This is a genomic window from Dactylosporangium sp. NPDC051541 (genome assembly GCF_044454505.1).
Taxonomy (GTDB): Bacteria; Actinomycetota; Actinomycetes; order Mycobacteriales; family Micromonosporaceae; genus Dactylosporangium.
The window spans coordinates 23,861-43,240 of record NZ_JBITDU010000015.1 but is presented as its reverse complement, the minus strand read 5'-3'; the positions used below and the strand labels follow the sequence as shown (position 1 = coordinate 43,240).

Genomic DNA, 19,380 nt, shown 5'->3' with positions numbered 1-19,380 from the left:
TACTGGAAGGCAAATGCGGGGCGCGACCGTGGCACTCGCGGCGGCCGCCCTGCTGCTCGGCGCGTGCACCGGCGGCGGCTCCGGCAAGCCGTCCCCGACGGCCACCATCGGGTTCGCGGACTGCGAGAAGAACCCGACCACCTGCAACGGCGGCGACCTCAAGCTCGGCGGCTCATACACCTATGGCCTCGAAGCGACGATCGCCAACTGGAACGTCAACACCCGCGACGGGGCCGGGCCGGCTACCAGGCAGGCCCTCTCCGGCCTGCTCCCGCAGGTGTTCAAGGTCGACCCGCAGGGCCGCCTCCAGCTCAACACCGACCTGGTGAGCAGCGCCGACATCACCAACCAGAACCCCGAGACGATCGTCTACAAGATCCGTCCGGACGCGGTCTGGAGCGACGGCATCCCGATCACCGCCGACGACTTCATCTTCTCGTGGAAGCAGAACTCGGGTAACCCGCTGCACTGCAACGGCTGCACACCGGCCGCCACCGCCGGCTACGACGTGATCAAGAGCATCGTCGGCTCGGACAGCGGCAAGACCGTCACGATGACCTTCACCGACGGCAAGACCTTCGGCGACTGGAAGGGCGACTTCTCCAACGACGGCCTCTACCCGTCGCACCTGGCCACCAAGCAGGGCTACGACCTCGCCAAGCCCGACGGCGTCTACGCGGCCTCCGACTGGTTCGCCCGCACCGTGCCGACCTGGTCCGGCGGCCCCTACCAGATCGACGCGTACGACAAGGACAAGAGCCTGGTGCTGAAGAAGAACGACAAGTGGTACGGCAAGACGAAGCCGTCCCTCGACACCATCACGTTCAAGTTCATCACCGACCCGGCCGCGATCCTGCCCGCGCTCAAGGCCAAAGAGATCACCGGCATGTCACCGACGCCGTCGCAGACCCTGGTCGCCGGGGTCGACGGCATCCCCGGGGTGATCTACGAGGTGGGCGAGAGCTACGCGTGGGAGCACCTGATGCTCAACGTGCGCAACAAGTACCTCGCCGACCCGGTCCTGCGCCGCGCGCTGTTCACCGAGGTCAGCGTCAAGACCGTGGTCGAGAAGACCTACGGCGCCTTCGACAAGGGCCTCAAGCCGCTGGGCAGCCACAACTTCGTGCCCGGGGACACCGGCTACAAGGACGTCATCTCCGGCACTGGCCAGGGCAGCGGCGATAGCGAGAAGGCCAAGAAGCTGCTCGCCGACGCCGGCTACAAGCTCGAGAACGGCCGCCTGTCGACCAAGGCCGGTGAGGCGATCCCAACCTTGCGCCTGCGCTACGACAAGGCCAACACCATCCGCGCCGCGGCCGCCGAGCTGATCTCGGCCGCCCTGAAGAACATCGGCATCGACGCCCACCCGGAGCCCACCGACAGCCTCTCGCAGACCCTGACGGCCGGCGACTTCGATCTGGTCCTCGCCGACTTCGTCAACGGCCCGCTCTACCAGGGCGCGGCCGAGCGACGGTGGGCGACGGGCGCGGCCGGCAACTACGGCGGCTACACCAACCCGGAACTGGACCGCCTGGTGCACGCGGCCGCCACCGACGTCGACCCGAAGCACGCCGCGGACACCCTCAACCAGGCCGACGACCTGCTGACGAAGGACGCCTACGTGCTGCCGCTCATGCAGCGCCCGACGCTGACGTTCACCTACTCGGAGTACGCCAACATCCGCGACAACCCCTCGGTCTGGGGCCCGACCTACAACATCGGCGAGTGGGGCCTGCGCTCGGCCTGAACCGGGGCTACGCGTGCGGGACCGGTGGCCTCGGGGGCTGGGGCTGTGGCACGGTCGGCTGGGGCACGGCGGGCTGTAGCGGGGCCCACTGGCCGCCGAGCGGCTGCGGGCGGGCCGGCGGGAGCATCCGCGGGGTGATCGCGGCGTAGAGGCCCGGCCACACGGTGGCGGAGGCGGCGCGGGCGCGGGCCAGGCGGTGGGCCGACCGGCGGTGCCGTTCGGCCAGGACCGCGGCCAGGTAGGCCCAGCCCGGCACGCCCGGCGGGGGCGGTGGTGTCGTCCGGTCGGCGACCTCGCGGGCCAGGGCCTGGCCGAGGGCGGTGCGGGCGGGCTCGCCGATCTCGCGGTTGCGGGCCAGGAAATGCCGCACGGCCAGGGCCAGGCTGTCGTCGAGGCCGGTCAGGTCCAGCAGCGCGGCCCAGCGGGCCAGGGGCGGCGGCATCGCCGGGACCCAGCCCCAGCCGGCCGGGGTCCGCTCGTGGATGACGATCGTGCCGGCCACCAGGTCACCGATGCGCTTGCCGCTCGGATTGAGCATCAGGACGCCGAGGCTGCCGAGCCACGACACGACCGGGAACAGCAGGCCCGGCCACTCGATCGCGAGCCCGACCAGGGCCCGGGCGAGGGCGTGGCGAAACCGCACCGGGCCGCCGTCGTCGCGGACCACCCGCAGGCCCATCGCCGCCTTGCCGGGCGTGCGGCCCCGCAGGATCGTCTCCCAGAACACCGGGTAGCCGATGAACACTACGGCCATCAGGATCACGATCATGGCCTCGAACAGGCCGCCGTCGAAGATGTTGGTCCGCAGCGTCAGGTATACGACGATGCCGGTCCCCACGAGCAGCCCGAACAGCAGCACCGTCTGCAGCACGATGTCGAGCATCAGCGCGAGGACCCGCGATCCGGCCCGGGCCACGCGCACCTCGAGCTCGACAGCCTCCCCGCTGACGAGCCGCTCGCCGGGCGCCGCCGCGGTTTCGGTCATGGCGACAGTCTGCTACACCCGTGCACGTCGTGGGGGCCGCCCGGGTGACCGGCGCCAGCGGGGTGCCCGGGGCGTCTACGCTGCCGGGGTGGACCTGGACGCCTACGTCAACGAGCACAACGCCGAGTGGCGACGGCTGGACGAGCTGTCACGGAAGCGGAAGCTCAACGCGGCCGAGGCGGACGAGCTCGTAGGGTTGTACCAGCGCGCGGCGACGCACCTGTCGCTGATCCGCAGCCGCTCGCCCGACCCGATCCTGGTCGCCCGCCTGTCCCGGCTGGTGCTCGCGGGCCGCAACGCGCTCACCGGCACCCCCTCGTTCTCGATGGCCACGGTGGGCCGCTTCTTCACGCACACCTTCCCGCTGACCGTCTACCGGGCCTGGCCCTGGTGGTGCGGCGTGGCGACGGCGTTCTCGCTGTTCACGTTCGCGCTGATGGGCTACGTCGCGTCCAACCCCGAAGTGGCCGGCTACTTCATGTCGGACGGGGAGATCAGCGCCCTGGTCAACAACGACTTCGAGGGCTACTACAGCCAGTACCTCCCGCAGAACCAGTTCCTCCGCGTGTGGACCCACAACGCCCTGCTCACGGGCGAGGTCCTGGCCTCCGGCGTGATCTTCTTCCCGGTCGTCTACCTGCTGTTCGGCAACGCCCTGAACGTCGGCCTCATCGGCGGCGTCATGATCGCCTACGGCCGCGGCGACCTCTTTTTCGGCCTGATCGTGCCGCACGGCCTGCTGGAGCTGACCGCGGTGTTCATCGGCGCCGGCGTCGGCCTGCGCATCGGCTGGTCCTGGGTCGCCCCGGGCCCGCTGCGCACCCGCGGCCGCGCGCTGGCCGAGACCGCGTCGGAGGGCATTCTGGTCGCTTTGGGCCTGGTCGCGGTGTTGCTGGTGAGCGGCCTGCTGGAGGCGTTCGTGACGCCGGCGAGCCTGCTGCCCAACATCGTGAAGGACTTCATCGGCTTCCTGGTTTGGAGCGCTTTCCTGGTGTACGTCTTCATCCTCGGCCGCCGCGCCGAGCAGGAAGGCGCCAGCACGGCGATCGAGGGCGAGATAGTCCAGGAGTCCCTGCCCGCCGTCTAGGACTGCACCCACCCGGTCAGCCGCAGCGCTGCCCTGACGGCCACCCAGCCGTGCGCTACAGCCGCCCGGCGTGCTTCAGCGCCAGATAGTGGTCGGTCAGGCGGGAGGCGAACTCGTCGGCCGGCGCGTCCACGACCTCGACGCCGTGGCGGCGCAGGGCGGCGGCGACCCGGTCCCGCTCGGCCAGGGCCCGCTGGGCGGCGGCCGCGGCGTAGACGGTGGCCGGGGACGCGTCGGGAGTCACCCGGCTCATCCTGGTCAGCTCCGGGTCGTGCACGGCCGCCACGATCACCTTGTGCTTGGCCGCCAGCTGGGGCAGGACCGGCAGCAGCCCCTCGCCGAGCGCGCCCGGCTCCAGCGCGGTGAACAGCACGACCAGGGCCCGCTTGCGCTCGCGGCGCAGGACCTCGCCGGCGACCAGGCCGAAGTCGGTCTCGACCAGCGCCGGCTCCAGCGGGGCCATGGTGGTGACCAGGCGGAACAGCAGCGTGCGCTTCTCGACGTTGGTGACCGAGGCCCGCACCGCGGTGTCCACGGCGAGCAGGTCGACGCGGTCGTCGGCGCGGGCCGCCACCGATGCGAGCAGCAGGGCGGCGTCCATGGCGGCGTCCAGGCGCGGCTCGTCGCCGATGCGGGCGGCGGAGGTACGCCCCGTGTCGAGCACACACACCAGGCGCCGGTCGCGCTCGGGGCGCCAGGTCCGCACCACGATGTCGGAGCGGCGGGCGCTGCCGCGCCAGTCGATCGAGCGGACGTCGTCGCCCACCACGTACTCACGCAGCGTGTCGAACTCGGTGCCCTGGCCGCGGCCGCGCGTCACCACGGAGCCGTCCAGCACGCGCAGGCGCGAGAGTTTCTCCGGCAGCAGGCGACGGCTGTGGAACCGGGGGTACACCCGAAGCCGCCACGCCGGAGTGAGCTTGGCCGCGGCCGCCCGGCTGGTCTGGCGGTAGGTGAGCCCGAACGGCCCGAACGAGCGCACCAGGGCCCGCACCGCCGGGCGGTCACCGCGCCGCGTCGGGGTGAGCTTCGTGGTCAGGGCGACCGCGCGGCCGGGCTCGATCCGGACGTCGTGCATGGTCGGGGTCGCGCCGGCCGACGGTACCCACGCATCCCGAACCCGCCCGGTGAGCACCCGGTCGGACCGGTTCTGCACCAGCAGCGTGACCTGCCCCGTCTCGCCCAACCACAGCGACTGGTCGCCGGTGCGGCTCATCTTCACGAGCTTCGGCGACGCCGCGCTGAGCCAGTCGACGACGCAGGCGGCGGCGACGAGCAGCACCAACGCCCCGGCCCCGACCCACAGCCCGGCGGCCGGGATCGCGTCACCGGCGATGAGCCCGACCAGCGCCAGGACCACGGCCCCGACGCCGAGCAGCGCCGCCGCCCGCCACGTGATCATGCAGCGCCCCTACCGCGGTGTCGGGACGGTGGCCAGCACCGACTCGAGCACGTTGTCGGTGGTCACGCCCTCCAGCTCGGCCTCCGACCGCAGCCGCACCCGGTGCCGCAGCGTCGGGCGGGCCAGGGCCTTCACATCGTCCGGCGTCACATAGTCGCGCCCGGTCAGCCAGGCCCACGCCTTCGCCGCGGCCAGCAGAGCGGTGGCCCCACGCGGGGAGGCGCCCAGCTCGAGCGACGGCGACACCCGGGTCGCCCGGCAGAGGTCCACGATGTAAGCGAGCACCCCGTCGGCCACCGCCACCCGCTGCACCGCGAAGCGCCCGAGGGCCAGGTCGGCCGCGGTGGCGACCGGCTGCACGCCGGCCTCCCGCAGCTTGCGCGGGTCGAAGCCGTTGTGGTGGGCGCGCAGCACGCCGAGCTCCTCGTCCCGGGTCGGCAGCGGCACCGTCAGCTTGAGCAGGAACCGGTCGAGCTGGGCCTCCGGCAGCGGGTAGGTGCCCTCGTATTCGATCGGGTTCTGCGTCGCGGCGACCAGGAACGGGTCGGGCAGCGGCCGCGCCGCCCCCTCGACCGACACCTGCCGCTCCTCCATGACCTCCAGCAGCGACGCCTGGGTCTTCGGCGGCGTCCGGTTGATCTCGTCGGCCAGCAGCAGGTTGGTGAAGACCGGCCCCTCGCGGAACTGGAACTCGGCGCTGCGCGCGTCGAAGATCAGCGAGCCGGTGACGTCACCGGGCATCAGGTCGGGGGTGAACTGCACCCGCTTGAAGTCCAGGTCGAGCGCGGCCGAAAGGGTGCGGATGAGCAGCGTCTTGGCGACGCCGGGCACGCCCTCCAGCAGCACGTGGCCACGGGCGAGCAGCGCGATGACCATGCCGGTCACCACCGCGTCCTGCCCGACGACGACCTTGGCCACCTCGGCGCGCAGCCGGCCGAGCGCGGCCCGGGCCTGTTGCGCACCGGCCTCCGGCGAGCCTTCGATCAGCGGCGTGGCGATATCGGTCACCGGGGATCTCCTTCGACGGGCGCGGCCGCGGCCGGCTGCGTGCCTGGTTGTTCGGTGGTAACGGCGTTGACGAGCTGCTCGAGGCGCACGGCGGCGGCGACGAACTCGGGGTCGGTGTCAGGCGGCGGTCCGAACAGCGTCAGGTCCACGGCCGGGGGTGGCCATCCGCTGCTCGCGGCGACCGCCTCGATCAGGACCCCCCGCTCGATGTCGGGGTCGAGCCGGAGCAGCCGGGTCAGCCGGACGATCGCCGAGTCGCGCAGGATCTGCAGCGACTCCGGGCGGGCCCGGGCCCGCTGGTAGAGCCGGCCCCGTCCGATCGCGGTCTCGCTGGAGCGCACGACCACCGGCAGCGGCTCGACCACGGGCGCGCCGAGCCGCCGGGCCATCGCCACGGCGAGCGCGAGGACACCGAGCGCGAGCAGGGCGGTGACCACGTATGTCCACGGCGGGAACGCGCTCCACAGCGGGTTGGGCGGGTCCTCGGGCTCCGGCGGCGGGTCGCCGTTGTCGCCGTCGGCGTTGCCCTGGGCCGGCGGCCGCGCCCCCGAGCCCGCGCCGGGGATCGGGAAGTCGGTCTCGCCCGGGTTCGCCGGGTCGACCGGGCGCAGCGACGCGGGCGCCTCCGGGGCGCCGGCGAGCCCGGGGTCGTTCGTCACGCCGGGCGGGGGCTCGCGGCGGTGCAGGTCGAGCCAGACCAGCCGGGGCGCGCCGGTGACCAGCGCGGTGGTCAGCTTGGCGTTGCCGTGCTCGCCGGCCCGGTCGTTGCGGAACGGATCGGCCGAGCCCACGACGGTGACGGGAGCGGCGCCGTCGCGCTGGTAGACGATCAGCGAGTCGGCGTAGCAGCGGGCGAGCTCGCGGCCGAGCTCCTCGTAGAGCGGCCCGTAACGGGTGCGCACCACACTCGCCGCCCCGGCCTGGGCCGCGGGCGCGTAGTCGCAGCCGGGCGCGGTCGTCCGGGCCACATAGCTGCGGGCCGTGCCGGCCATCGGCAGCAGGCCGTCGTTGATGACGCCCGCGTCCGGCTCGACGATCACCACGCGGGTCGAGGGCGGCAGCAGCTTGATCATGCGCAGGTAGAACTTGTTCACGAGCTGCGGCGTGGTGATCAGCAACGTGGCGTTGCCGCTGTAGGCCGCGATGAGCGCGTCGGAGCTCTTCTGCTCGGGGATGATCTGGACCCCCGCGGCCCGGACCCGATCGGCCAGGTCGGCGGCGCCGATCCCGGCGTGGCTGCTGGGCGAGAGATAGCCGGCGTCGTCGAGGTCGGGCTGCTCCAGCTGGTATCCCACCACCCCCAACAGCATCAGCACCAGCACCGCCACCGGCGGGATCACCAGGCGCAGCCAGCGCCGGGACCGCGGCTTCTTCGCGATCTTCGGCGTCCGGCCGGTCCTGGGGCTCTCGGCCGGCCGGTCCGGCGCGGTGACGGTCATTTGCCGACCTCCGCGGCGAGCTCGCGCATGCGGCTGTCATGGTCGGCGGTGGCCGGGCGCTCGCCGTACCAGATGTCGGAGAAGATGCCGGACGCGTTGCGCATCGGTGCCTCCACCGCGGGCCGGGCCGAGCCCGCCGCCCGGGCCAGCTCGGTGACGGTCATGCCGGGCTGGTGCTCGAGGATGTCCCGCTCGACGAGGCTGCGCACCATCGAGCGGAGCCGCTCCCGGACGGCCTCGGCGTAGCGGCCCTCGGCGGCGAGGCGGTCGGCCAGCGAGGCGAACACGTGCGCGGGCAGCTCCGGCACCTCCTCGTCGTCGGACGGCTCGGCCTCCGGCTCCGGCTCCTCGTCATCGTCGAGATCGACGTCGAGCTGCTCCTGCTCCTCGTCCTTCTTGCCCTGCCGCCCGAAGCGCAGCCGCGGGAACCGTTTCGGAATCCACCGCGGGTAGAAATAGTGCAGAAGGCCGAACAGGATCGCCGCGACAAGCAGCAGAAGCGACGCCAGTGGTACTCCCAGCAGGTCGTCGACGATCTGGAGAAACTCGGCCCAGGCCCTGGTCATCGCACTGCCGCCCCGAGGATGACGGAGCTGGCCAGGTCGACCGGCCGGTCGAGGCGCCGCAGCCGGCCGATGGCCACGTCGAGCCCCTCGACCCGCATCCGGACCTCCAGGTAGAGCACCGCGTCGATGCAGGCGAGCGTCGCGTAGGCGACGGCGTCGACGACCGCCCAGACGGCGATGATCGCCAGGATGTAGAGGGTGTCGCGCCGGTTGAGCCAGATCTCGAGCACGGCCGAGCCGCCGACCCCGAGCGCCAGGCGGATCGCGGCCCAGCTGATGTAGGCCCCGACGCGGACGAACACGCCGCGCGTCCCGCGCCCGGCGAGCTTGAACGAGCGCCCGATCGCGCGGAACGGCCCGACCCGGTCGATCATGAGGGCGGGCGCGGCCAGCCCGAACAGCCCGTAGACCCACGGCCAGGGCAGCATCAGCACGAGCGAGGTCACGAAGACCAGCGCGGCGGTGGCCAGCGCGACCACGAGCAGCGGCAGCGCCCGGCGCCGCACCTGCCGCAGCAGATCGCGCCGACGGGCCCGCTGCCCGAGCAGACCCGGCCCGGCCGCAGCCCCGGCGAACCCGCCGAGCAGGGCCAGGATCGCGGCCTCGGTCGTCATGCCGACACAGAAGACCAGCCAGCCCTCGCCGAGGTGGCGGTTCCAGTCGAACGTGTAGGCGGGCGGATGCAGGTGCGCCCACTCGCGCAGCGGATACAACACCGCCTGCTCGATCGCGGCCAGCACGAACGCGGCCACGAGCAGCAGCGGGGCCTGGGAGCGCAGCAGTGACACCGCGGCGTCGAGCAACTCACCAAAGGTGAGCGGACGCATCGGAATCACGGCCTTGGTCTCCTCCACGGCGGACACGGTAGTCGGCCCGAGCGACTTCGGGAGCCCGTGTCCGCCGAGTGTTACCGAGAGTTACAAGATCGGCACAACCTGGTGGTCTTTGCCCAAGATCCGCGTTCGGGTTCCCACATTGGGGCGCCGGGGTGAAATATTGGACCGCATGAGAGCCCGTGTCCTGGTGGTCGACGACGACCCCGCCCTCGCCGAGATGCTCGGCATCGTCCTGCGCAGCGAGGGCTTCCTGCCGTCCTTCGTCGCCGACGGTGAGCGCGCGCTGGCCGCCTTCCGGGACACCCGCCCCGACATCGTGCTGCTCGACCTGATGCTGCCGGGCATGAGCGGGATCGACGTGTGCCGGTCCATCCGGGCCGAGTCGGGCGTGCCGATCGTGATGCTCACCGCGAAGAGCGACACGGTCGACGTGGTCCTGGGGCTGGAGTCCGGGGCCGACGACTACGTGATGAAGCCGTTCAAGCCCAAGGAGCTGGTCGCCCGCATGCGCGCGCGGCTGCGCCGGGGCGAGGACGTGGCACCGGAGCTGCTGACCATAGGGCCACCGGGCAACCAGATCACCATCGACGTGCCGGCCCACACCGTCATGCGCGACGGTGAAGAGGTCAAGCTGACCCCGCTCGAGTTCGACCTGCTGGTGGCGCTGGCCCGCAAGCCGCGCCAGGTGTTCACCCGCGAGGTGCTGCTGGAGCAGGTCTGGGGCTATCGCCACGCTGCCGACACCCGCCTGGTCAACGTCCACGTGCAGCGGCTGCGCGCCAAGATCGAGCCGGACCCCGAGAAGCCCGAGATCATCCTCACCGTCCGCGGCGTCGGCTACAAGGCCGGCACCGGTTAGGCCAGGCCCGTGGTGCGCATCGACCCGATCATCGTGCGGGCCCGCCGCCTGCGACCGCGGCGGATCGTCCCGCAGGCCATGAGCCGGCGCCTGCGCCGGTTCTGGGCCGTGTCCCGGCGGCAGTGGCGACGCTCGCTGCAGTTCCGGGTCGTCGGCATCACGCTGTCGCTGTCCGCCGCCCTCGTGCTGGCCTTCGCCTACACGGTCGCCTCGCTGATCAGCAACGGCGTGCTGCAGAGCAAGATCGACCAGTCCGCCAAAATGGTCGACAGCGGTGCCAGCTACGCCATGCGGGAGCTGACCGGCTTCACGCAGGCCGACGACCCGAGCCTGCCGCTGAGCCTGAAGAACGTCGTGACCCAGCTCTACGCATCGGTCAACGACGCGCAGGCCGAGGTCATCATGCTGCGCCGCAGCGGCAACCTGCAGGCCAACTGGCCCAAGGCCCGCGACGGCGACGTCATGGACGACCCGCAGGTCAGCGGCATCCGCGCACTCGTCGTCGGCTCGAAGTCGGGCACCTATCAGCAGATCGCCACGCTGGACATCGGCGCCGGCCTGCAGAAGTACCTCGTGATGGGCACCGCCGTCCCCGTCGGCCCCCTGCCGGTCGAGCTCTACTACATCATCCCGCTGGACAGCGAGGACGAGCTCGTGCAGTTCACCGGGGCCGTGGTCACCGGCACCGGCATCGCCCTCGTGGCGCTGCTCGCCCTCATCGCGGCCATGATGACCCGTCTGGTGGTCACGCCCGTGCGGGTCGCCGCGCGCACCGCCCAGCGGCTCTCGGCCGGCCTGCTCGACCAGCGCATGGTGGTGCGCGGAGAGGATGATCTGGCCCGGCTCGCCGCCGCGTTCAACCAGATGGCGGCCAACCTGCAGCGCCAGATCGTGCGCCTCGAGGAGATGTCCCGGCTGCAGCGGCGGTTCACGTCGGACGTGTCCCACGAGCTGCGCACCCCGCTGACCACCGTGCGGATGGCGGCCGACCTGCTGTTCTCCTCCCGCGACGACTTCGACCCGGCCGCGGCCCGCAGTGCGGAGCTGCTGCAGGCCGAGCTCGACCGGTTCGAGGGCCTGCTCACCGACCTGCTGGAGATCAGCCGGTTCGACGCCGGGTTCGCCGCCCTCGACGCCGAGCCGACCGACCTCGTCCCGGTCGTGCGCCGCGTCGCCGACCAGCTCCTGTCACTGGCCGAGCGGTGCAAAGTAGAACTGAAGGTCGTCGTGCCCGACACCGAGGTGATCGCCGAGGTCGACCCGCGCCGCGTCGAGCGCGTGCTGCGCAACCTGGTCGGCAACGCGGTCGAGCACGGCGAGGGCAAGCCGGTGGTGGTCACCCTGGCCGCGGACGGCTCGGCGGTCGCGGTGACCGTCCGCGACCACGGCGTCGGCCTGAAGGTGGGCGAGGAGAAGCTCGTGTTCAACCGGTTCTGGCGGGCCGACCCGTCCCGGGCCCGGCAGACCGGCGGCACCGGCCTCGGCCTGTCGATCAGCCTGGAGGACGCCCGCCTGCACGGCGGCTGGCTGGAGGCCTGGGGCGCGCCCGGCAAGGGTGCCCAGTTCCGCCTGACCTTGCCGGCCCGTAGCGGCGACCGCCTGGTCTCCTCACCGCTGCGACTGGTCCCGGACGACGCCCGCGCCGACGAGGCCGCCCTGATCGGCGAGACCTCATGACGCCGCGGCGACGCCTTTCGCTTCCCCGCTCGCGGCGGCGTACCGGGGCCGCGCTGGTGGCCGCCGGTGCGGTGCTGGCCGCGGTGGCCGGGCTGAGCGGGTGCGGGCTGCCGTCGCGGACCGAGCCGAAGTACGCGGGGCCGGCGCCGAGTCCGGCCGCGGCCCAGGCCGGGGTCAAGTCGCCGCCCGACCTCGGCAGCGAGAAGACCACGAAGGATCTGGTCACCTCGTTCCTGCAGTCCTCCGTCGGAGCCAACCTGGGCGGGGCCGGAGCCGAGCCGGACGCCAACAAAGAGGCGCTGGACCGGCTGCGCAAGGCCATGACCGACACGACCGCCGCCACCTGGAAGCCGCCCAAGCCCGGCATGACCATCGTGCGCGACCCCATCGACATCGAAGGGGCGGGCGACGGCCGCGGTGGCGAGCAGGTCGTCCTGCCGCTGCACCCGGTCGCCGTGCTCAACGAGAACGGCGAGGTCGTCCCGCCGGCGTCATACGACGACATCACGGAGACCTACCAGACCGTGTTCGTCGGCGGGCAGCTGCGGCTGAGCATGGTCCCGGACCGGCTCTACATCAGCGAGTCGGGGCTCAAGAACTGGTACCTGAAACAGTCCGTCTACTTCTGGGAAAGCGACTCGGACAACCCGCGGCTGGTGCCGGACCTGCGATACATGCCCAGCACGCTGTCCAAGGCCAAGCAGGTCAACGAGATCATCAAGTGGCTGCAGAACGGCCCGGGCCAGCTGCTGCAGAACGTCGCCGAGAAGCTGCCGGACGGGTTGACGACCAAGGAGAACCCGGTCTTCAGCGACAGCGACGTCCGGGTCAACCTGCGCGGCACGGCCACCCTGCGCACCGACGCCGAGCGCACCCGGCTGGCGCGGCAGATCCGCTGGTCGCTGCCCGACCACAAGCCCGTGAAACTGATGATCGAGGGGCAGCCCGACAACGCGAGCTCCGACGGATACGACGACTTCAACGCCGCGATCGAGGCGTCCGAGGTCGACCAGCGGCGGTTCTGCATCGTCAACGGCAGTGTGCGCACCGACGCGCTGGGGATCGGCGTCACCGAAAACCCGCTGTTCGCGCCCGGCGGCGACAACACCGGGGTGGTGTCCGCGGCGATCAACCGGCAGGGCAACAAGGCCGCCCTCGTGCGCCTGGTCAACGTCGGCGGCGGCAAGAACGAGCAGCGGCTCTACGTGCTCTCACCCGCCGCCCTGACCAGCCCGCCCAAGTACGTCTACGTCAACGTCGCCGGGGCCCGCCTGAGCCGGCCGGCCTGGATCACCTACCCGTTCCGGCGGCTGCTCGTCTCCGACGGCTCCCACCTGTTCATCAGCACCGACGAGTCGGCGCAGACGTTCGAGACGGTGGGGCTGGGCACCGGCCTGTCGACCTTGCCGATCACCGCGTTCTCGGTCGCGCCCGAGGGCCGGCGCATCGCGTTCATCGCCGACGGCAACCTCATGGTCGCGCCACTACTGCTCGACAACAACAAGATCAGCATCGGCCAGCCGGTGCAGATCGCCACGACGCTCGGCGACACCCGGGCGGTCGGCTGGCTGGGCGAGACCACCCTCGCCGTCGGCGGCAAGCCCAGCCCACGCTCGGCGCACCCGCTGACCCCGACCTACTCGCTGGTCGCCGTCACCATCGACGGTGCCGAGGAGGACGTCCTGCCGCAGCAGCTGCGCGAGGACACGCAGCTGGAGGTGACCCAGCTCGTGGCCCAGGTGAACCGGCCGGACTTCCCGCAGAAGTACTCGGTGATGTTCGAATCCAACGGCGTGGCCCTGCGGTTGTACTCCAGCTTCAGCGACCCCCTGAAACTCGAGGACCCCACCCCGCCGTCGGGCAACCAGGCCCCGCGCACGCCGACCGCCCCGTTCTTCGCGGACTGAGACTGAAGCGGACGAGACCGAGATTGAGACCGGGGCTGAATGAAGCGGACCGACGGAGCCCGAGACTGAAGCGGACCGAGACGGGGGCTGAAGCGGACTGAGGGTGAGCGACCGCGACTGCGACGGGAGCGGACTGGGGGCGACCGCGGCTGGAGCGGACTGAGGGTGAGCGACCGCGACTGTGACCGGAGCGGACTGGGGGCGACCGGGACCGCGGCTGGAGCGGACCGAGGCTTAAGCGTGGGCTCGGCTGCTGCGAGGGGCCGGGGTGTGCGTAGGCGGGCGCGTGGGTGTCGTTGGCGTGGACGGTGCGGTGCTGTTGAGGGGGTTCGGTGCTTGGGCTGATCGAAGGGCTGGTGGACCTCGTGCTGCCGGCTGCTTGTGCGGGGTGCGAAGAGGCTTCGGCGCGGGTGCTTTGTGTTCGGTGCTCGGCGGCGTTCGGGGCGGTGGTGCCGCGGCGGACCTGGCCTGACCCTTTGCCGGTTGGGATGCCGGCGACGTTCGCGCTGGCGGCGTATGCGGGGGCGGTTCGTCGGGCGATTGTGCAGTACAAGGAGAAGAATCGGCATGAATTGACCGGGGCGTTGGGTGGGCTCCTCGGGCGGGTTCTCGAACGGGCGGTGCCGCCGGCGGTGCCGGTTGTGCTCGTGCCGGTGCCGTCGACCGCGGCGGCCGTGCGGCGGCGGCATGGGGACCACATGCTGCGGCTGGCTCGGGCGGCGGCCCGTAGACGGCCCAGGACCGAGATCGCGCGGCCGTTGCGGGCGTTGCCACGGGGGGATGATTCGGCGGAGCTGACGGCGGTACAGCGGGCTGCGGCGGCTCGGTTGGCCTTCGCCGTGCGACCCCGCTCGGCGAACGCGCTTCGGACCAGGATTCGGTGTGGGGGTGCGGCGGTGGTGCTGGTGGACGACATCGTCACGACCGGCGTCACCCTCGCGGCGGCGGCGCATCGGCTGGCGGAGGCCGGCGTTTCCGTCGATTGCGCGGCCACGATCGCCGCGACACAGCGCCGGAGCTGACGAGGCCGCCGGCGACGGTGCAGGCTGCGGACGACGGTGCGAGCTGCTTATGTAGCGACGGCGCGAGTGTGAGATGACGGCGCGGGCTATGGGAGCGGCGGCGGCGGGCGGCGCGGTGCGGCGGGGTGGGGCCTGGGCGAACGTGGCGGGTGGGCGGTGCGGGTGGGGGCGGCGGCTGTGGGTGCTTGGGCGGTGGGGGATCGGTGTCGGGTGCTTGGGGGCGTTGGGCTGGCGGGTTGGGTGCATTGTGGCGGCCAGAGGTGCGGACCCGGAGAAATGGGGGCGGGGGCGGGAAGCGGCCGTCAAGATTTGGGCATTACATACCGTCAGCGGCAGAACACGAATTTTACCGATTTGCACCGTTAGTTACTTCTTGCGCAACGTGGGGTAATCCCTCGGGGTGGGTTTCAGTCTAGGAACCGACCGTTCTTCTGAACCAGGGGTGACTAGTGGCTGACATCGGTTTAACGTCGAGAGACGACCAGTGCTCGCCCCGGTGGCCGCTCTCGAGCGGGCCGCGCGGCGAGGAGGCCGCGAAGGGAGGACCTGACACCCGCAGTTTCGGTCGCGTGCCGCGTGGGCTCAGCCTCTGGGGAGGCGCGTTCCGGCCGAGTCTCGAAACCGACACCCGAACCCGTTTCTCTGGAAGAACCCGTGGGGGAGGTCAGGAGTGGACATCGTCGTCAAGGGCCGCAACGTCGAGGTGCCCGATCACTACCGGCAGCACGTCGCAGACAAGCTGACGAAAGTCGAGCGCTACGACCACAAGCTCATCCGCGTCGACGTCGAGTTGTTTCACGAGCGCAATCCGCGCCAATCCGATCACTGTCAGCGAGTCGAGATCACGTGCTACTCGCGTGGTCCGGTGATCCGGGCGGAAGCCTGCGCCGCCGACTTCTACAGCGCCTTGGACACTGCGATCAGCAAGCTGGACAGCCGGCTGAGCCGGGCCGCCGATCGTCGCCGGGTCCACCGGGGCCGGCACGCGCCGGTCTCCGTCGCCGCGGCGACCGCGTCACTCGCGTTCACGCCACCCGAGCAGTACGCCACGACCGCGCTCGCCACGAAAGCCGACCCGGCGACGGCGGAGCGCGTGGACGGCTTCGATCTGATCGAGGAGGCCGACGACCAGCCGTGGCACATCGTGCGCGAGAAGGAACATCCCGGTGAGCCGATGACCGTGGACGATGCGCTGTTCCACATGGAGCTGCTCGGCCACGACTTCTATCTGTTCAACGACAAGGAGTCCGGGCGGCCGAGCGTCGTGTACCGCCGCCGGGCGTACGACTACGGGGTCATGAGCCTCGGGCTGTAGCCCGCTGGTTCCATACATGACCGTGCCTCGACAGGGCACCCGGTGCCAGGGTGCCCTGTCGAGGACGGTTGATCAGCGACCCGGCGACTGGAGGTAGAGGTCGCGGGCGAGGAAGGCCGTGTCCGCGTAGTCGGCGAAGACGCCGTCGAGGCCGGCGGCCAGGAAGGTCCTGACCTCCTCGATGATGTTGCCCCAGGCGTTGGGGTCGTCACCGACGCGCAGGTTGAGCGGCAGGAACTGGTTCTCGTTGCGGAACGTCCACGAGTGCACCTTCAGCCCGCGGGCGTGCGCGTCGTGGATCAGGGCGGTGGGCTGCAGCAGGTTGCCGGCCGCGTCACGGGCGATGACCAGGTTCTTGGTCGCGCCGACGCCGTCGGCGAACGCCTTGAGGTAGTCCAGGCCGGCCGGCTTGGCCAGGTCGGCCCACGTCCGCGGGTCGCCGCTGGTCTTGAAGTCGAACGGCAGCCCGACCTGGTCGAGCAGCACGACCGCCGGGGTGTCGACGAGCCCGCGCAGCTTCTTGATGCTCGTCGGCTCGAACGACTGCAGGAACGCGGCCGCGTTGCGCCCGGCCAGGCCGTTGCGCTTGAGCACCTTCGCGACCAGCGGCTCGAGGGCCAGGCCGATCGAGTTGAAGTAGGTCGGGTGCTTCGTCTCCGGGTAGACGCCGATCGTGCGCCCGACGCGCTTGCCCGCTTCCCGCGCGAGGTCGATGACCTCCTGGAACGTCGGAATCTGGAAGATCCCGTTGTAGATCGTGTTGTGCGGGCGCACGGCCGGGAGCCGCTCGACCGCGCGCAGGGTCTTGAGCTCGGCGAGCGTGAAGTCCTCGGTGAACCAGCCGGTCACCGCGACACCGTCGACCGTCTTGGTCGTCTTGCGCGAGGCGAACTGCGGCTTGGTGGAGACGTCGGTGGTGCCGCCGATCTCGTTCTCGTGCCGGGCGACGAGCTGCCCGTCCTTCGTGGGAACGAGGTCGGGCTCGATGAAGTCGGCGCCGAGCTCGATCGCGAGCGTGTATGAGCCCAGCGTGTGCTCGGGCCGGTGACCGCTGGCGCCGCGGTGGCCGATCACCAGGGGGCGGGCCGGGCGGCGGCGGTCACGGTCGTTGTCGGAAGCCCCGTTTGACGCGAAGCCGGCGCCGGCCGACTGGGCCTCCGACGCCGAGGCCTGTGTCGCACGAAACGCCGGGCTGACGAGAGCGGCGGGCAGCACGGCCGCACCCGCGGCCACACCCATGCCGGAAATCACTGCACGACGACGCATGGCCCTACGTTCGAGGGCGCAGCGCAACGTCACATGACGCTCAGATGTCCGATGGGCGCACCTTGGCGAACGCGACGTTGTCGATGCGTCCGCCGTCGGGGCCGGGAAGCTTGGCCAGCTGGACGCATTCGCGGTGGTAGCCGGCCGCCTCCAGGACGCGCTGGGAGGCGATGTTGTCGGTGGCGGTGCCGGCGGTCATGCGGGCCATGCCGATCTCGAAGCCCCAGTCGGTCACCAGGCGGGCGGCCCGGGCCGCGTAACCGTGGCCGCGGGCCTCCGGGGTCAGGCTGTAGCCGATCATCGCCTCCTTGAGGACGGGCTCGGAGTAGAAGACGGCGATCTCCCCGAGGTACGTGTCGTCGTCGGCGCGGTGGATCGTCATTTCGGCGCGCACGCCGGCCAGCCACCTCGACGCGGACTCGGCGCACTGGCGGGCCACGATGGCCGGGTCCATGGGCGTGCCGACGACCGAGCGGCCGCTCACTTCGGGCAAGACGCGGAGGTTGTACGTCAATGAGGCGTCGTCGGCCGTCAGGGGCCGAACGACCACCACGCCGTCGGTGAGCCGGCCCTCGGGAAGATCGGGCAGGGCCCGCGGGCTGGGGCCGGGCGGGTCGTCGGCGACGCGGGCCACGACGATGAGGTCGAGCGGGGTGCCGTCGTCGCTCCGGCCGGCACCGCGGGCGATCCCTTCGCGGGTGAACCCGGCGGCTCCGGCGGCTCGCAGTCCGGCGATGTTGGTCGCCTCGATCAGACAGTACCAACGCTGCGTCTGGCTCTTGAAAAGCTCGGCGTTGAGCGACTCGAGCGCGCTCGTGGCGACGCGACGGCCGCGGGCCTCGGGAGCGACCCAGACGTCGATCTCGGCGATGCCGGGGCCGTGCGGGGTGACGTCGATCCGGCCGAGGGTGGCGCCGGTGTCGCCGTCGACGATCGTCCGCTCGCCGGTGTCGGTGCCGGACGGACGCAACTCGATGTTCATGTCAGTTCTCCGCTGTCAGATCCGGGCGCAGCAGCGTCGCGACCCAGCCGTCGACCCGCTCGCCCCGCTGCACGCAGCTGTCGCGCTGCACGCCTTCCACCTTGAAGCCCACCTTTTCCGCCACTCGGCGGGACGCGTCGTTGCCGACGTGGGCGCGCCAGACGATCCGGCCGAGGGCCAGCCGCTCGAAGCCATAGCGGCATACGGCCCGTACCGCCGCCGTCGTGTAGCCCTTACCCCGGGCCCAGGGCGCCGCGGAGTATCCGACCTCGGCGGTGACCGGATCGAGGCCGCTGATACGCAGATCGATGGTGCCGGCGAAACGGTCTTCCCTGTCGGCAAAAGCGAAGCCTGCTCCGGTACCGCGAAGCCACATCGCCGGATACGCGTTGCGGACGAACTCGCGGCCCTGCTCCGGGCGGTAATCGAGGGGGATGGAGGTCCACTGCACCGTGTCCGGGTCGCGGAAGGTCGCCACCAGGTCGTCGAGGTCGCTGTCGCGCAGGGTGCGCAGGGTGCACGGGCCGGCCGGGAGGCGCTCCGGCGGGTGGCTCAGCGCGTGGGCCCGCTGCGCGCCCGGGCCGCCGGGGGCCACCCAGGCCGGGGGTGTGTCGCAGACCTCGCCGGGCAGCAGCACGCCCTGCCAGCCGTCGACGAAGCCGCCGCCGCGCGCGGGCAGGCCGGCCCGCACCACGCCGTCGAACGTGAACCCGATCCGCTCGGCGGTCAGCTTGGAGGCGTGGTTGCCGATCTCGGCCCGCCAGGTGAGCCGGCGCAGGCCGAGGACCTCGAACGCCCAGTGCGCGACGGCCCGGCCGGCCCGCTCGGCGACCCGCCGGCCGCGGGCCCACGGCGCGACCCAGGTGCCCAGCTCGGCGTCGCCGCCGCGCCGGTCCAGCGCGACCAGGCCGGCCGAGGCGAGCAGTTCACCCGAGCGGGCGTCGAACACCCCCAGTGGGGCGGACGTCTCGCCGGCCCAGGCCGCCCTGGTCAGCTCGCCGGTGAAACCCTCGGCGTGCTCGGGGAGATATGGAACGGGGACCATCGTCCAGCGCTGGATGAGGGGGTCCTGGCACGCCCGGAACACGTCCGCGGCGTCCTCGGGCTGCCAGGCGCGCAGGACGAGTCCGTCACCGGTGGCGAGTTCGATCGGGTCCATGAACGCCGATCCTGCCTCATGGGCCGGTGCCGTGAGGCGGATATTTCAGCTGGATTTTCTGTCGTGCGTCGGGGGATTTATAGCGGTTTGGTACCTTGTGTCCGTTGCGTCAGCGGACAGGGG

16 protein-coding genes are annotated in these 19,380 nt (G+C 71.6%); 7 read left to right on the top strand and 9 right to left on the bottom strand.

Features of this window, described 5'->3' with window-relative positions; all coding sequences use genetic code 11:
- Positions 1 to 13: 13 nt before the first annotated feature.
- Positions 14 to 1,747: an ABC transporter family substrate-binding protein gene (locus tag ACIA8L_RS44240; RefSeq protein WP_395914370.1), complete on the top strand. Its 1,734-nt coding sequence runs from the start codon at positions 14 to 16 to the stop codon at positions 1,745 to 1,747.
- Positions 1,748 to 1,754: 7 nt separating this feature from the next.
- Here the strand turns inward: ACIA8L_RS44240 and ACIA8L_RS44235 are convergent, their stop codons facing one another.
- Entirely contained in the window at positions 1,755 to 2,732 is a 978-nt protein-coding gene (locus tag ACIA8L_RS44235; protein ID WP_395914368.1) for an RDD family protein, read from the bottom strand.
- Positions 2,733 to 2,820: 88 nt separating this feature from the next.
- Between ACIA8L_RS44235 and ACIA8L_RS44230 the strand changes: the two genes are divergently transcribed.
- Positions 2,821 to 3,819 (top strand): stage II sporulation protein M, encoded by a 999-nt coding sequence (locus ACIA8L_RS44230; RefSeq protein WP_395914366.1) that lies wholly within the window; start codon positions 2,821 to 2,823, stop codon positions 3,817 to 3,819.
- Between the two features lie 55 nt (positions 3,820 to 3,874).
- On the opposite strand, the gene ACIA8L_RS44225 is transcribed toward ACIA8L_RS44230, so the two are convergent.
- From ACIA8L_RS44225 to ACIA8L_RS44205, 5 genes are read right to left on the bottom strand one after another with little or no spacing between them, the layout of a single operon-like run.
- Positions 3,875 to 5,221, bottom strand: coding sequence for a DUF58 domain-containing protein (locus ACIA8L_RS44225; protein ID WP_395914365.1), 1,347 nt, complete (start codon positions 5,219 to 5,221; stop codon positions 3,875 to 3,877).
- Between the two features lie 9 nt (positions 5,222 to 5,230).
- Positions 5,231 to 6,229: an AAA family ATPase gene (locus ACIA8L_RS44220; protein WP_395914363.1), complete on the bottom strand. Its 999-nt coding sequence runs from the start codon at positions 6,227 to 6,229 to the stop codon at positions 5,231 to 5,233.
- Entirely contained in the window at positions 6,226 to 7,668 is a 1,443-nt protein-coding gene (locus ACIA8L_RS44215; protein WP_395914361.1) for a DUF4350 domain-containing protein, read from the bottom strand. Before ACIA8L_RS44215 ends, ACIA8L_RS44220 begins: the two co-directional genes overlap by 4 nt.
- The gene (locus ACIA8L_RS44210) at positions 7,665 to 8,234 is read right to left on the bottom strand and encodes a DUF4129 domain-containing protein (RefSeq protein WP_395914359.1); all 570 of its coding nucleotides are present in this window, start codon (positions 8,232 to 8,234) and stop codon (positions 7,665 to 7,667) included. The genes ACIA8L_RS44215 and ACIA8L_RS44210 overlap by 4 nt, the downstream gene beginning before the upstream one ends.
- A complete protein-coding gene (locus ACIA8L_RS44205; protein ID WP_395914357.1) occupies positions 8,231 to 9,088 on the bottom strand; it encodes a hypothetical protein in 858 nt (285 codons plus the stop codon). Before ACIA8L_RS44205 ends, ACIA8L_RS44210 begins: the two co-directional genes overlap by 4 nt.
- A gap of 151 nt (positions 9,089 to 9,239) precedes the next feature.
- Here ACIA8L_RS44205 and mtrA point away from each other — a divergent pair, with 151 nt between their 5' ends.
- The 5 genes from mtrA (at position 9,240) to hpf (ending at position 15,850) form a co-directional block, all read left to right on the top strand.
- Positions 9,240 to 9,929, top strand: coding sequence for an MtrAB system response regulator MtrA (gene mtrA, locus ACIA8L_RS44200; RefSeq protein ID WP_223098678.1), 690 nt, complete (start codon positions 9,240 to 9,242; stop codon positions 9,927 to 9,929).
- A 78-nt stretch (positions 9,930 to 10,007) separates the two neighbouring features.
- Positions 10,008 to 11,606 (top strand): MtrAB system histidine kinase MtrB, encoded by a 1,599-nt coding sequence (gene mtrB / locus ACIA8L_RS44195; RefSeq protein WP_395914634.1) that lies wholly within the window; start codon positions 10,008 to 10,010, stop codon positions 11,604 to 11,606.
- Positions 11,603 to 13,513: an LpqB family beta-propeller domain-containing protein gene (locus ACIA8L_RS44190; RefSeq protein ID WP_395914355.1), complete on the top strand. Its 1,911-nt coding sequence runs from the start codon at positions 11,603 to 11,605 to the stop codon at positions 13,511 to 13,513. The genes mtrB and ACIA8L_RS44190 overlap by 4 nt, the downstream gene beginning before the upstream one ends.
- Positions 13,514 to 13,845: 332 nt before the next feature.
- Complete coding sequence (locus tag ACIA8L_RS44185) at positions 13,846 to 14,535, top strand: ComF family protein (RefSeq protein WP_395914353.1); 690 nt, start codon at positions 13,846 to 13,848, stop codon at positions 14,533 to 14,535.
- 670 nt (positions 14,536 to 15,205) lie between these two features.
- Entirely contained in the window at positions 15,206 to 15,850 is a 645-nt protein-coding gene (gene hpf / locus ACIA8L_RS44180) for a ribosome hibernation-promoting factor, HPF/YfiA family (RefSeq protein WP_395914351.1), read from the top strand.
- Positions 15,851 to 15,922: 72 nt separating this feature from the next.
- Here hpf and ACIA8L_RS44175 read toward each other — a convergent pair whose 3' ends face one another.
- Genes ACIA8L_RS44175 through ACIA8L_RS44165 form a run of 3 tightly spaced genes read right to left on the bottom strand, consistent with a single transcriptional unit; the run spans position 15,923 to position 19,257 of the window.
- Positions 15,923 to 17,116 carry a glycerophosphodiester phosphodiesterase gene (locus tag ACIA8L_RS44175; RefSeq protein ID WP_395914350.1) on the bottom strand — a complete coding sequence of 398 codons (1,194 nt, stop codon included), beginning with the start codon at positions 17,114 to 17,116 and terminating at the stop codon, positions 15,923 to 15,925.
- A 40-nt stretch (positions 17,117 to 17,156) separates the two neighbouring features.
- Positions 17,157 to 18,098 (bottom strand): GNAT family N-acetyltransferase, encoded by a 942-nt coding sequence (locus ACIA8L_RS44170; RefSeq protein WP_395914349.1) that lies wholly within the window; start codon positions 18,096 to 18,098, stop codon positions 17,157 to 17,159.
- A gap of 1 nt (position 18,099) precedes the next feature.
- Positions 18,100 to 19,257: a GNAT family N-acetyltransferase gene (locus ACIA8L_RS44165; protein WP_395914347.1), complete on the bottom strand. Its 1,158-nt coding sequence runs from the start codon at positions 19,255 to 19,257 to the stop codon at positions 18,100 to 18,102.
- Between the last annotated feature and the right edge of the window lie 123 nt (positions 19,258 to 19,380).